Source organism: Glycomyces arizonensis DSM 44726, from assembly GCF_000482705.1.
Classification (GTDB): Bacteria; Actinomycetota; Actinomycetes; order Mycobacteriales; family Micromonosporaceae; genus Glycomyces; species Glycomyces arizonensis.
In genome coordinates this window covers 1-13,083 of sequence record NZ_AXWO01000024.1, presented here as the reverse complement: position 1 = coordinate 13,083, position 13,083 = coordinate 1, and the positions used below count along the sequence as shown (strand labels likewise).

At 69.9% G+C, this 13,083-nt stretch carries 11 protein-coding genes; 8 read left to right on the top strand and 3 right to left on the bottom strand.

The features are described 5' to 3' along the window. Positions 1-5: 5 nt before the first annotated feature. Both H613_RS0115405 and H613_RS26905 read right to left on the bottom strand, forming a co-directional pair. The gene (locus H613_RS0115405; protein WP_026924503.1) at positions 6-1,250 is read right to left on the bottom strand and encodes an ornithine cyclodeaminase, nickel-pincer nucleotide-dependent; all 1,245 of its coding nucleotides are present in this window, start codon (positions 1,248-1,250) and stop codon (positions 6-8) included. A gap of 97 nt (positions 1,251-1,347) precedes the next feature. Further along, positions 1,348-2,667: an MFS transporter gene (locus tag H613_RS26905; RefSeq protein WP_051393400.1), complete on the bottom strand. Its 1,320-nt coding sequence runs from the start codon at positions 2,665-2,667 to the stop codon at positions 1,348-1,350. A gap of 474 nt (positions 2,668-3,141) precedes the next feature. On the opposite strand from H613_RS26905, the gene bioA reads away from it, so the two are divergent. The 7 genes from bioA to H613_RS30965 all read left to right on the top strand — a co-directional run bounded on the left by bioA (position 3,142) and on the right by H613_RS30965 (position 10,584). Then, complete coding sequence (gene bioA / locus H613_RS26900; RefSeq protein ID WP_035738264.1) at positions 3,142-4,500, top strand: adenosylmethionine--8-amino-7-oxononanoate transaminase; 1,359 nt, start codon at positions 3,142-3,144, stop codon at positions 4,498-4,500. Continuing rightward, complete coding sequence (locus H613_RS0115390) at positions 4,497-5,615, top strand: aminotransferase class I/II-fold pyridoxal phosphate-dependent enzyme (protein ID WP_026924502.1); 1,119 nt, start codon at positions 4,497-4,499, stop codon at positions 5,613-5,615. Before bioA ends, H613_RS0115390 begins: the two co-directional genes overlap by 4 nt. Next, positions 5,612-6,262 carry a dethiobiotin synthase gene (gene bioD, locus H613_RS26895; RefSeq protein WP_035738263.1) on the top strand — a complete coding sequence of 217 codons (651 nt, stop codon included), beginning with the start codon at positions 5,612-5,614 and terminating at the stop codon, positions 6,260-6,262. Before H613_RS0115390 ends, bioD begins: the two co-directional genes overlap by 4 nt. Positions 6,263-6,448: 186 nt before the next feature. After that, complete coding sequence (locus H613_RS0115380) at positions 6,449-6,769, top strand: cupin domain-containing protein (RefSeq protein WP_026924501.1); 321 nt, start codon at positions 6,449-6,451, stop codon at positions 6,767-6,769. Positions 6,770-7,104: 335 nt separating this feature from the next. Then, entirely contained in the window at positions 7,105-9,999 is a 2,895-nt protein-coding gene (locus H613_RS29345; RefSeq protein WP_156926062.1) for a LamG-like jellyroll fold domain-containing protein, read from the top strand. Between the two features lie 125 nt (positions 10,000-10,124). Next, positions 10,125-10,391, top strand: a complete 267-nt coding sequence (locus H613_RS0115370; protein ID WP_026924500.1) for a hypothetical protein — start codon at positions 10,125-10,127, stop codon at positions 10,389-10,391. Positions 10,392-10,431: 40 nt separating this feature from the next. After that, positions 10,432-10,584 (top strand): hypothetical protein, encoded by a 153-nt coding sequence (locus H613_RS30965; protein WP_156926061.1) that lies wholly within the window; start codon positions 10,432-10,434, stop codon positions 10,582-10,584. Between the two features lie 33 nt (positions 10,585-10,617). On the opposite strand, the gene H613_RS0115360 is transcribed toward H613_RS30965, so the two are convergent. Beyond that, positions 10,618-11,589 (bottom strand): NADP-dependent oxidoreductase, encoded by a 972-nt coding sequence (locus H613_RS0115360; protein WP_026924499.1) that lies wholly within the window; start codon positions 11,587-11,589, stop codon positions 10,618-10,620. A gap of 184 nt (positions 11,590-11,773) precedes the next feature. Between H613_RS0115360 and H613_RS26885 the strand changes: the two genes are divergently transcribed. After that, the gene (locus H613_RS26885) at positions 11,774-12,370 is read left to right on the top strand and encodes a TetR/AcrR family transcriptional regulator (protein ID WP_051393398.1); all 597 of its coding nucleotides are present in this window, start codon (positions 11,774-11,776) and stop codon (positions 12,368-12,370) included. The last annotated feature ends 713 nt before the right edge of the window (positions 12,371-13,083 follow it).

The following is a 13,083-nucleotide window of genomic DNA, read 5'->3' as shown; positions in this document are numbered from 1 at the left end:
GGGCGCTAATCCCGCTTGTAGCCGACGACGAGCTCCCCGGCCAGCTGCTCGCAGAACAGGCCGATGTCGGTGATGACGCCGATCGCCTGCGCCGAACCGCGGTCGGCCAGCTTCGTGACCGTCGCCGGGTTGATGTCGACGCTCACCAGCGGCACCGAGGCCGGCAGCAGGTTCCCCGTGGCGATCGAGTGCAGCATCGTCGCCACCATGATCGCGAAGCCGACGCCGGGCAGCTGCGAGCGCATGGCCCGCTGGCCCTCGATGACGTCGGTGTAGACGTCCGGCAGCGGCCCGTCGTCGCGCACCGAGCCGACCAGCACATACTGCTTCCCGTTCTTGACCAGCGAATGCATGATGCCGCGGCGCAGCACGCCCTCGGCCACCGCGTCGGCGATCGAACCGGAGGCGCGGATCTTGTTGATCGCGCGGATGTGGTGCTCGTGGCCGTGGGGGACGCCGTGGCCCTTGTCGAGGTCCACGCCCAGCGAGGTGCCGAACAGCGACGACTCGATGTCATGGGCCGCAAGAGCATTGCCCGCGAAGAGGATGTCCACGTACCCCTCGTCGATGAGCGCCTCGAGCGCCTTGCCCGCGCCGGTGTGGACGATCGCCGGGCCGCCGACCCACAGGATCTTCTCGCCGCGTGCCTTGACCTCGCGCATCCGCTCGGCGATCTGGCGCACCTGGAGGGCCTGCGGGCGCTCCGAGGAGACGCCCGAGTTCATGAACTCGAAGTTCGAGGACTCCGGGTCGTCCCGCTCGGGCTCGGGCAGCGGCAGGACCTTGACGCCCTCGCCGCCGCAGACGACCAGCTCACCGGCGCGCACGTCCGAGACCGGCAGGGTCCGCGCGGAGCCGTGGTCGGGCGCGACGATGATGCCGCAGTCCATCTCCGAGTTCTCGACGTCGATCCAGGCGCCATTGAGTCGGATGCGGGTGTCGAAGTTCGTCGTCGAGTAGAAGTCCTCGGGGAACACGCCGTCGCTCGGGGCCGGCCTGACCGTCGCCACGCCCGGATCGAGCGGGTTCGCCCCGTGCGTCTGCAGGCGCATGACGATGCGCTCGAGCAGTTCGGGGGTCTCGGCCGAGATCGTCAGCTGGACGTAGGACTCGTCGGTGTGGTGACGCCCCACGTCGAACCGGTCGATCGAATAGGCCCCCGAGTACTCGAGGACATCGTCCATGACGCGGGCGAAGACGCCCTGGTCGATGAGGTGCCCGCGCAGCTCGACGGTCTTGCTGTGTTCCACAACGCTCTCCTGTGATACCTGGTCAGGACCAGTCGAGCCTAGCTCCCAAGGCAGGGAGCGAAACAGCGGCGTCCTCCGGGGGAGGGGCGGTCCCCGGTCAGGCGGCGGCGTCTCGGGCCACGGGGTCGGGTCGCGGCGGCGCGGCGGCGGCCTTCGCGGCCCGGATCTCCTCGGCGCTGGGCCAGTTGCGCGTCACCAGCGCCATGATCCCCAGGCCCAGGAGCCCCCAGACGCCGACCACGTACGGCACCGGCACGCCCAGCTCGGCCACGAACCCGACCGCGGCGATCGCCGCGCCCTGGCACAGCTGGAGTCCGCCGTTCACCGCAGAGACGATCCTGCCGCGCCACCCGTCGGGGATGCACTGGGCGAGCGTGCCGTTCAGCGGCGCCATGATGGCCGTGGACAGCCCGATCCCGATCGCGATGAGGACGACCCCGTACAGCGGCGGATCGAGCAGCGCCGTCACCAGCACCAGCGGGGCGGCGAAGGCCAGCGGGCGGATCAGCCGGTCGCGCAGCGACGGCCGCACGAAACGGGTGAACAGCAGCAGCCCGACGATGGCGGCGGCCGCGTCGACGGCCATGATCGCTCCCTGCGTGACCGAACCGCCGCCCAGATGGACGGCCCACAGCACCGCCACGCCCTCGGGGACGGCCGCCAGCGCGTACAGCCCCCACATGGAGAGGGAGACGGTGCGCAGGACCCGGTTCTCGCGCAGCATCTTCAGGCCAGCGCCGGTCTCGACCAGCACGTGCCTGCGCTCCTCGTGGCGGTTGGCCGACGGGCGGTGCTCGACGAGCAGGAACACCGTGAGCGCGCTGAGGGTGAACATGGCGGCGTTGATGGCCAGGGCCGTGTACGGGTCGATGGCGGCGAGCAGGCCGCCGGAGAGGTAGCCGATGATCTGGGCGACGCCCGAGGCGCTGAGGTTGAGCGCGATGGCGACCGGGAGGGCCTCGCCGGTGACGACCTGGGCGAGGGTGGCGGTGCGGGCCGCGGAGTAGGCCGGCTGGACGGCGGCGATGGCGAAGACGACGATCATCATGACCGGGACGGGCATGCCGGGGATGAGCAGCAGCGCCACCAGGGCCGCGCGCAGGAGGTCGCACAGGATCATCACGCTGCGGTAGGCGTAGCGGTCCACGATGGCGCCGAGGAGCTGGGCGAGGCCGAGGTAGGGCGCGAAGCTGATGGCGAAGGAGGCGGCGGCGAGGGCGGCGGAGTTGGTGTTGCTCCAGACCAGGAAGGTGACGGCGACGCGGTTGAGCATGGCGCCGGCGCTGGAGAGGCAGAATGCGGCTAGGAATGCGGCGGCTTCCCGGTTGCCGAAGACGTCGCCGAACGTGGGCTTGCGTTCCTCTTCTGGAGCAGCGGGCGCACTGGCATCGGGCGATTCGGAATTCTGTTGCGACACAAAGCCTTCCTCGAGAAGCCTGCCTGAAGGGGGAGGTAAGCGACAATCCTCCGCGATTGCCGCAAGTGTCACTAGTCTGACGGTGGCGGCAGTTTTTGTCAAGTGCCCCAGTCTGTTCAAAGTGCAGAAACCAGGACGGAGGATCGGCGTTCAACCCGTCTCGGTCATATTAGGCCCCAACGGGTATGAGTAGTTACCGAGCGGTCGGTTGAAGCCTCGACCAAGGTGCGCCCCAAGAAGAGCCGAGCTCGCGCGAGCGCGAGGGCAGAGTGACGATCTGGCACTGCATCGACCAGCGCGCCCTCGTGAGGGAAGCAATGTGGAGGTTATATCTTATAACATATAACCGCGCCTCTGCGGCTGCGCAAGGACGCGGTGCCAGCGCGCATCGCCGCTCGGGCTGAGGAACGTTCTCGGCTGCGGTCCACTATCCTCCAAAGAACTTTGTAGGAATCCAATAAGAGGGAACCGGTGATGACCATCAGCGACAGTGCCTCCCACAACAGCACCTCCTGGGTCGCCCGCGACGCCGCCTCCGTCTGGCATCCGTTCACCCAGCACGCCACCTGGGTCGACGATGAGCCCACAGTGGTCGAGCGGGCCGAGGGCCCCTGGCTGATCGACGTCGACGGCCGCCGCTATCTCGACGGCGTCTCCTCGCTGTGGACCACCACGCTCGGCCACTGCCACCCCGAGGTCAACGCCGCGATCACCGCGCAGCTCGCCAAGCTCGACCACACCACGTTCCTCGGCACCACCCACACCCCCGGCATCGAACTCGCCGAGACCCTCATCGCCTCGGCCCCGCGGGGCGACGGCCCCGAGCTGACGAAGGTCTTCTACGCCGGAGACGGCTCCTCCGCCGTCGAGGCCGCCCTCAAGATCGCCTATCAGTACTCACACCAGACCGGCCGCGCGCGCCCCAAGTTCGTGCGGCTCCAGCACGCCTACCACGGCGACACCCTCGGCGCCGTCGCCGTCGGCGGCCACGACCTCTTCCACGCCACCTACCGGCCCCTGCTGCTGGAGACCGTCGGCGTCCCCTCGCCGGGCGACCGCGCCCTCGGCGAGGACCGCAACGCCACAGCCGTCGCCGCGCTCCGGTCGGTCATGCGCGCCCACGGCGACGAGGTCTGCGCCGTCATCGTCGAGCCCATGATCCAAGGCGCGGCGGGCATGTTCGACTACGACGCGTCCTTCCTGCGCGCCGCGCGCGAGCTCGCCGACGCCCACGGCGCGCTCCTGATCTTCGACGAGGTCGCCACCGGCTTCGGTCGCACGGGGACGATGTGGGCCGCCGAGCACGCCGGCGTCGCCCCCGACCTCCTCACCTGCGGCAAGGGCATCACGGGCGGCTACCTGCCGCTCTCGGCCGTGCTCGCCGCCGAACACGTCTACGACGCCTTCCTCGCCCGCCCCGGCGACACCGGGCCGCGCACGTTCTTCCACGGCCACACCTACACCGGCAACCCGCTGTGCTGCGCCGCCGCGCTGGCCAACCTCCGCGTCATGGCCGAGCAGGACGTGGTCGGCCAGGCCGCGCGCCTCGGCGAACGCCTCCGCAAACTCCTCGAACCCCTTGCGGACCACGAGCAGGTGGCCGAGATCCGCGGGCTCGGCACGATGATCGGCGTCGAGGTGCGCCCGCGCTCGGCCCGCACCGGCTTCGACGTCTGCCAGGCCGCCCGCAGGCGCGGCGTATGGCTGCGGCCCCTCGGCGACACCGTGATCGTCATGCCGCCCTTGACGCTCGCCGAAGCGGAGACCGACCTGCTGGTGACCGCGCTCGCCGAGGCCATCGACGAAGTGCGCACCGCTGAGGTGCGCGCATGAAACTCTGGGACCGCCTGGAGCGCAAGGCGGCGCTGCGCGAGCGCGCCGGGCTGGCGCGCACCGTCCGGCCCCGGACCGAGGCGGTCGACCTGGCGGGCAACGACTACCTGGGGCTGAGCAGGCATCCGCGAGTCATCGCCGCCGCCGTTGCGGCGCTCGAGGAGCACGGGCTCGGAGCGGGCGGGTCGCGGCTCGTCCGCGGCACCACCGAGCTGCACGAGTCCTTCGAGGACGCGATCGCCCGCCACCTCCGCGCCGAGACCGCGACCCTCTACTCCTCGGGCTACCTGGCGAACCTCGGCGCGCTCGCGGCCCTGCCCGGCCCCGTCCTGCTCGACGCCCACGCACACGCCTCCCTCCACGACGCCGCCAAACACAGTGCCGCCAAGCGCAATACCGCCGAGCACGGCCAAGCGGACACCTTCGCGCACAACGACCTCGACGACCTCGAACGCCAACTGTCGACACTGCGTCCCTCCGTCGTCGCGATCGAATCGGTCTACTCGGTCCTCGGCGACGCCGCGCCGCTGCGCGAGATCCACGCCCTGACCTCCGCCCACGACGCGCTGCTCGTGGTCGACGAGGCGCACGCCATCGGCACGATCGGCCCGCGAGGCGCCGGGGGAGTGGCGGCCGCCGGGCTGAGCGGCGACCCCGGCGTGGTCGTCACCGCCACGCTCTCCAAGGCCCTCGGCTCGGCCGGAGGCGTCATCGCGGGCCCCGCCGCCCTGCGCCGACACCTGACCGACACCAGCCGCCCGTTCGTCTACGACACCGCGCCGCCGCCCGCCGTCATCGCCGGTGCCGCCGCGGCGCTCACGCTCGCCCGAGGCGCCGACGACGCCCGCGCCGAACTCGCCCGCCGCGCCTCCAGCGCCGCCGAGGCACTGGACGCGCCGCGCCCCGCCGCCGGAGTCCTCTCCCCTCCGGCCGGAGACGCGCACGCGGCCGCGGCCTGGGCCCGCCGCTGCGCCGAGCGCGGCGTCGCCGTCGGCTGCTTCCGTCCGCCCTCCACGCCCGACCACCGGTCCCGGCTGCGGATTACGATCAACACCGGCGTCGAGGCCGCCGACTTCGACAAGGCCGTCCAGGCCGTCAGGGAGGAGCGACCGTGATCGCATTCGAAGGCCCCGTGGTCGTCACCGGCACCGACACGGGCGTCGGCAAGACCGTCACGACGGCCGCCATCGCGGCGCACCTGATGGCGAGGGGCACCACCGTGGAGGTCATCAAGGTCGCCCAGACCGGCGACGATGACGACGCCGCGACGGTGCACCGCCTCAGCGGCGCCCCCGCGCGCTGCCTCGTCCGCTATCCGGACCCGCTGGCGCCGTTCACCGCCGCCAGGAGGGCCGAGGCACCGCTGCTGAAGCTCCGCGAGGTCGCCGACGCCGCGCTGGAGTGCACGGCGGACGTGGTGCTGCTCGAAGGGGCCGGGGGGCTCCTCGTCCAGATCGGCGAGGGCGGTTGGACGGTGCGCGATCTCGCCGTCGAGCTCGGCTGTCCGGCCGTCGTGGTGGCGCGGGCGGGCCTGGGGACCCTCAACCACACCACGCTGACGCTCGAGGCCCTCGCCAGGCGCGGTGTCGAAGCGGCCGTGGTCATCGGCGCCTGGCCGCACCACCCGGGACTGGCCGAGTTCGAGAACATCAAGGACCTCCCGGGCGACCGCCTCGGCTGGATTCCCGACGGCGCGGGGGACCTCGCCCCGGAGGTCTTCCGCCTCACCGCCACCGAATGGCTCGACCTCGACCGGGGCTGACCTCCGGCCCGGGGAGGCGGGCTCATCGACGAGGCCCGCACGCCGATCATCATCGGGCCGACCTCCGGCCCCCGGCACGGGCCGAGTGCGCCGAACCCGCCGTGGCACCAACGCCGCGGCCGTATACTCCGGTTCGGGAAGAACCGATCTGGAACCCTCTGGTACCCACCGGATGCAGGAGTTGCCGTGAACGATCTCGCTCGATTGGCCGATGAACACCTCGGCGCCGCCAAGGAGGCCAGGCACGGCCGCAGCAGCGAGCAGCTGCTGCACGACGGTCCGCTGCGGCAGAACCTCATCGCCATGGCCGAGGGCTTCAAGCTGGACGACCACGAGCCGCCGGTCGCCGCCGCCCTCCTGGTGCTGCGCGGGCGCGTGAGGCTGACGGCCGCCGGCGGCGACGTCGAGCTCGGCGAGCACCAGACCGCGCCCATCCCGCACGAGCGCCACGGGCTGACCGCGCTCGAGGACTCCGTGTTCATCCTCACCACCGTCACCGGAGTCTGATCCGCTCCGCACGCGAGTGTCCGGCGGTCCGACGTCGAGATGATCGGCCCGCTCTCCTGGATCCGCTCCGCGCGCGAGCGTCTGGCGGAGCCCGGCGCCGTCACCATCGGGTCGGTCCGATCTGTCTGCGCGAGAGCGCCTGACCGCCCACCGCCGTCGAGGGCACCCGAGTCACCTCCTGCGAGGCGAATCGTCGGTCGCACTGCGGTCTTAATCGATGCATTCCCATCTCTTGACCCGTCTCGATGTTAACGGTAATATCCCCGAAAACGTTTTCGGAATCTTTCTGAGGCAACCGACCCGCCGCGCCGCCCCGCGGCCCTCACCGGAGGACGATGATGCGAAGGCGACTCCTCGCACTCACTGCCACGACCGCCATGATCACCGCCACCGCAACCGTCGCGGCCGCGCTCCCCAGTGCCGCAGAGGAAGCAGAGGAACCCCAGATCGACCCGACGGTCCTCACCGTCGACGTCTCCCAACCGCTCAAGAACGTCGACCACGCCGCCTCGGGCTCGCTCTACGGCATCGGCGACGAAGGCTGGCCGCCCGACGAGTGGATCGCGCCCACCAGCCCCAAGATGTTCACCCAGCCCCCGCCCGGCGCCACCCATCTGCCCAACGGCGAACCCGAACCCGTCGGCGACACGCTCGACGTCTGGGAGACCGCCGCCCGCAACGGCGCCACCGTGACCGTCCGCCTCCCCGACATCTTCCCGACCTTCCCCTACCAGTGGCAGGGCGACGACTACTGGTACGCCGGGGTCGAGAAGATGGTCACCGCCGTCCAAGACTCCGGCGCCGACAACGTCTACGGCTACGAGATCTGGAACGAACCCCAGTGGACCTGGAACGACGACTGGGGCTCGTACTTCGAGATGTGGGACCGCACCTACCGCCTCATCCGCGAACTCGACCCCGACACGCCCATCATCGGACCCAGCTACGACCGCGATTACAAGGCCGGGCTGCGCGAGTTCATGACCCACGCCGTCGCCAGTGGCACCGTGCCCGACATCGTCTCCTGGCACGAGCTCGGCCCCGTCGAGGGCCTCAACGTCGAATCGCACGTCGCCTTCTACCGCGGGCTCGAGACCGAACTGGGCATCGAGCCGCGCCCCATCAGCATCAACGAGTACGGCTCCCCGCGCGACGCGGGCGTCCCCGGCTGGCTCACCCGCTTCATCGCCCGCATGGAACGCGCGGGCGTCGACACCGCCAACCTCGCCTTCTGGCACAAGCCCGGGCGCCTGTCCGACCTGCTCGTGCCCACCGGCGGCGGCTCCGGCCCGGCCACCGATCCGCAGCCGACCGGGAACTACTGGCTGTTCAAGTGGTACGGCCAGATGACCGGCCAGATGGTGGAGGTGACCCCGCCGACCAACACCGGCCGCTACATCGAGATCGGCGAGCCGGTCCCCGCCCCGTCCACCCGCATCGACGGCCAGGACGGCTTCGGCGGCGCCCTCGGCCTCGGCGGCGACGACCCCAACACCTATGTGGAGCTCCCCGGCGACGTCGTGGGCGGCCTGGGCGACTTCACCGTCGCCACTTGGGTCAAGCCCGACGCCAACACCCAGTGGTCGCGGATCTTCGACTTCGGCACGGGCACCGACAACAACATGTTCCTCACCGTCAACGACGGCGCGGGCCTGCGCTTCGACCTCAAGGTGGGCGACACCGTCCAGCAGATCGCCAGCGACGCCGGGACGCTCCCCACCGGGCAGTGGTCGCACGTCGCGGTCGTCAAGAACGGCGACACGGGGACCCTGTACGTCGACGGCGAGGCGGTCGGCGTGAACGACGCGATGACGCTGAGCCCCGGCGACATGGGACAGACCACCCAGAACTGGATCGGCGAGTCCCAGTACGCGGCCGACCCGCTGCTCAACGCCGCCGTCGACGAGTTCCAGATCTTCGGCCGCGGCCTGTCCGGGACCGAAGTACAGTCCCTCATGGACTCCCCGGCCGGGACGACCGGCGGCGGCGACGTCGCCTGGTACCGCTTCGACGAGGCCGAGGGCACCACCGCGCCCGACGCCTCGGGCAACGGCCGCGACGCCACCGTGGCCACGGCCATGACCGGCGTCGAGCAGATCCCCGCACTGGAGGGCTTCGCCAGCGCCGACGCCGAGACGAACACCGCGAAGGTGGTCTTCGGCGGCGGCGAGGGCGACATCCGGCTCGACGTTCAGGGCCTCGACTCCCTGAGGGGCTTCGGGCGCAAGGCGAACGTGCAGGTCTTCACCACCGAGTGGACCGGCACGGACGGCGTCTCCGAAGGGCCGGTGGCCCTGTTCGAGGGCGCCTACCGGCTCGACGACGGCGCGATCTCCGTGCCCGTGCAGGGCCTGAAGGCCACCGACGCCTATTACGCGGTCATCACTCCCGAGCGCGACGCGCCCGACTTCCCCGGCGCGGTCAGCCGCTACGAGGCCGAGGACGCCTTCCCGGCCCGCTGGCTGCGCGACGAGGACAGTCCGCTGGCCTCCGACAACGAATACGTCGAAGCCCGCCCCTGGGCGAACGAGCTGCTCTTCACCGTCGACGCTCCGGTGGCCGGGGCCTACGACCTCGCCATCCGCTACACCAACGACTCGGGCGAGGCTGCGACCGGCGACGTCCGCGTCAACGGGCAGCGGACCGAGTTCACCTACGAGCCGACCGGCGCTGCGTTCGCCACCGCCTCCACCTCCGTCGAACTGCGGGAGGGCAGGAACTGGATCGCGGTCGAACTCGACGGCATCGGCGTCGACTACCTTGAGGCGACGCCGTTCAGCGAGCGCCTCCAGGCCGAGGACGGTGAGTGGACCGGCGCCGAACTGGTCGAAGTGGACATGTCCGAGGGCAACTTCTCCGCCGCCTACTTCTCCGGGGCCGCCTACGTCCGCGGGTTCGAAGGCGAGGACAGCAACCTGCGCCTGCCGGTGACCGTGCCTTCCGCGGGCACGTACGAACTCACCATCGGCTACTCGACGGCGGGGACCGAGGAGGAGCGGCGCGCGCAGATCACCTCCGGGCAGCTGCTGCGCGTCGGCGACGGCGAATGGCAGGAAGTGACGTACACGCCGACCCAGTACCGGGACATGGTCGGCACCACGACGGTGACCGTCGAACTGCCGGAAGGAACCTCGGTGATCACCCTCGCCAAGAGCGATCCCGACCAGCTCGACGAACCACGGCCGGGCACAGTGGACCTAGACTATGTGGACGTCGAACTCGCCCACTGACGAAGGACGGCTGCGGCCGACGAAGACCGAAATGTGAGGGTAGGCGGGTGCGGAGTCGGGAGGCTTCGCACCCGCTGTCGTTGCGGTGTGCCCAGGGATGTTTCGGGACGGGGATAATCGTACGTATGGTCGCCCCTCTCGTGAAGATTCGCTATTCGCCCCGCTACATCGCCATCGCAACGCTGCTGGGGATGGTGAGCACGGGAATCGCGTTGTTCATATGGGTGGAGACAGAGGCTCCGCCGTTCAGCTACATCATGCTTGCCCTGATGGTGCTGGTGACGTTCATTGCCGGCCTCCTCATGGCGCGGGGGGGTGATACCGCTGATCAGTGCCACGCCATGGCGAGTCAGTTACAGGACGCCGTGGCGGAAGTACCGGCAGTGCGTTGACCTCTATCCGGGAGATGCCCTCGTTGTCACCGACGACAGCATGATGATCTGGCGGGTGGGCGGCTGGTATGAGGGGGTGGACGTCATCGCGTCCTGGTCGAACCGCAAGGACTGGGAGAAGGTCCAAGCCTGGGCCGCTCAAATCTGGCCGCAGCCGCCCGCCCACACGCACCGCAGCGCCGTCATCGAATAGCGGTCGATATGGGCCCGGGGTGGAGCGCTTCGGTTACCGGGCTGCGGGACCGGAGTCACCGGGCAGGAGCAGGAGCTTGCCGCGGGCGTGGCCGCTCTGGCTGATCTCGAGCGCCGCCTTCCACTGATCGAGGGGAAACGTGCGGGCAACCGGCACGGCGAACCTCCCATCGGCGGCGAGCTGCGCGAACTCCGGGAGCGGCTCGACGCGCTGGGTCATGTCCTCGTGGAAGGTGTCACGAACACCGAGCTCCGCCGCCGCGGCGAAGTCGGCGATCGTGAGTACGCGTTTCGGGTCGCCTCCGGCAATCCGAACGAGATCCGGCAGCGCACCCCCGACCGGTGCGGTGTCCAGGACCAAGTCGACCGGCCCTCGGTTGATGGCCGCCACGCGGTCGACCATGCCGTCCCCATAAGAGGTGACGGCGGCGCCGAGATCGCGCAGCCGCTGCGCGTAGGTCTCGCCGGCGGTGGCGATCACCCGCATCCCGCGGAGCAGCGCGATCTCCACGGCGGCGAAGCCGATCGTGCTTCCGGCGCCGTGGACGAGGACGGTCTTCTCAGGATCGAACCCCAGCCAGTGTAGATGCGCATATGCGGTATCGACCGCCATCGGCAGCGCAGCCGCCTGCACGAGGTCGAGTCCCTCGGGGACGCGGACCCAGCGGTCCATGATCGCTCGGTCGGCCGCTCCTGCGGTGGGACAGTTCTTCCAGTCGGTCGTTCCGAAGACGAGCTCGCCGACGGCGGTGTCGGTGACGTCCTCGCCGATCGCGTCGACCGTCCCCGAGACGTCGCAGCCGATGCCGCGGGGCAGCTCGCCGGGGAACAGGCCGCGGCACAGCGCCCAGTCGGCCGGGGCCAGTCCGCACGCGTGCACGACGACACGGACGCGTCCGGGACCCGGATCCGGTATGGGCGTGGTCTCCAAGCGCAGGACGTCGGCGGGATCGCCGTACTCGTGGAAGCGCACCGTGCGCATGGTGTCAGTCATCGGGTCGGTCATCGATCGCTCCGTTGTTCGATGGGGTGCTCAACGTGGCCGCGTCCGGTCCGGCAGCGCCCGCGCGCCCTGAGTTGTCGGCAGTGGAGGCTCGGCGACGAGGTGAATAACCGGAACGTGATCCGTTTTTGCCTCGACTAGACTAACACAACCGAAACGTGTTCCGGATAGGGATGAGGGTGAAGGGATGCCGAACGCACAGCGATTGCGAGCCGACGCGGCACGCAACCGTGGCACTCTGCTCGCAGCGGCCGCTCGTGCGTTCGCCACCGCGGATGCGGAACCGTCGATGCGTGCCATCGCGCGCGATGCAGGAGTCGGGGTCGCGACGCTCTATCGACACTTTCCGACCCGGGAGTCACTCGTCGATGCCGTCTACCAGGACCAAGTCAGGCGATTGACCACCGGGGCACATGATCTGCTCGACGAACACCCTCCCGCCGTCGCGTTGCGTCTGTGGATGGACCTGTTCGCGGACTGGCTGGCCACCAAGCACGGCATGCTCGCCACCCTGCGCGCAATGATCGAATCGGACCAGATCGTGCTTGCCGAGACTCGAGAGAAACTCCTCGCCGCCATCAGTGCCATCCTTGACGCCGGTCGCGCCGTCGGCGACATCCGGCCCGACATCAACGCGGCCGACATCGCCGCGGGACTGATCGGAATCCTGAGCGTCACCGGCGCCCCCGCGCAGCAACCCCAAGCGATTCGACTGCTCGACCTGCTCATGGACGGCATTCGAACGTCTCACGGAGAAGGGGACGCCGACCTGAGCTCTGGCTGATACGGAGAGGCACAGCGGCCCCCTTCCCGGCCACCGAAATCGAGCCGGTGTTCGGCTGCGAAGCCTGGCTGCAATCGAGCCGGCGAAAGCGAAGCGGAGATTGAGCGGGTCGGTCATTCGGCTGTCGGTGGTCGTCGGTCCGGCTTCAGGCGAGGCAGCGACGAAGAGGTGGAAGGGTTTGGGGTGGCCTGCCGACGCGGAGGCGCGGTCGGGTAGGGGTTCAACCGATCGGCGACCGCGAGGTAGGAAGGGGCTGGGGCTGTCGCTGTGACTTCGGGGTCGTTGCCGGTTGTGCTTCGAGTGGGCGGCGACAAAGACGGGAGTGGAGGGGTAGGGCGGGTCCTTGAAGGCGGTATGCCGTTTCCCAAGTATTCGCAGGTGGACCACGCCATCTCGGGGAGTTATCCACAGGCTCAGAAACTTTTCCTTGACCGGTTTTGGGGCGTCTGTCAGGCTGGCGAGGACTTTCGTGGTGTGCAGGACGGCGGCGGGTGGGTACAGAGGGGCGGAGTAGCGCCCCCGGGCGCCGGCTGGGCGCTCTGCGGGCGCCTGGTGGCTGAGGTTGGTCGGTGTCCCCGGGGTGGTATTCGGTTGGGCTTCAGGCGTATCGGCGATGCAGCGGTGAGCGGGTGTCGGGGGTGGCCTGTCGGGGCGGAGGTGGGTTGGTGGGCTCCGTCTGGTTCTCTTCCCTCTTGGGGTGTGGCGGCGGCTGG

What these genes read in the sequence shown, in the direction of transcription:
- bioA (WP_035738264.1), top strand. Translation starts at nt 3,142, where the DNA reads ATGACCATCAGCGACAGTGCCTCCCACAACAGCACCTCCTGGGTCGCC.
- H613_RS0115390 (WP_026924502.1), top strand. Translation starts at nt 4,497, where the DNA reads ATGAAACTCTGGGACCGCCTGGAGCGCAAGGCGGCGCTGCGCGAGCGC.
- H613_RS29345 (WP_156926062.1), top strand. Translation starts at nt 7,105, where the DNA reads ATGATGCGAAGGCGACTCCTCGCACTCACTGCCACGACCGCCATGATC.
- H613_RS0115370 (WP_026924500.1), top strand. Translation starts at nt 10,125, where the DNA reads ATGGTCGCCCCTCTCGTGAAGATTCGCTATTCGCCCCGCTACATCGCC.
- H613_RS30965 (WP_156926061.1), top strand. Translation starts at nt 10,432, where the DNA reads ATGATGATCTGGCGGGTGGGCGGCTGGTATGAGGGGGTGGACGTCATC.
- H613_RS0115360 (WP_026924499.1), bottom strand. Translation starts at nt 11,589, where the DNA reads ATGACCGACCCGATGACTGACACCATGCGCACGGTGCGCTTCCACGAG.
- H613_RS26885 (WP_051393398.1), top strand. Translation starts at nt 11,774, where the DNA reads ATGCCGAACGCACAGCGATTGCGAGCCGACGCGGCACGCAACCGTGGC.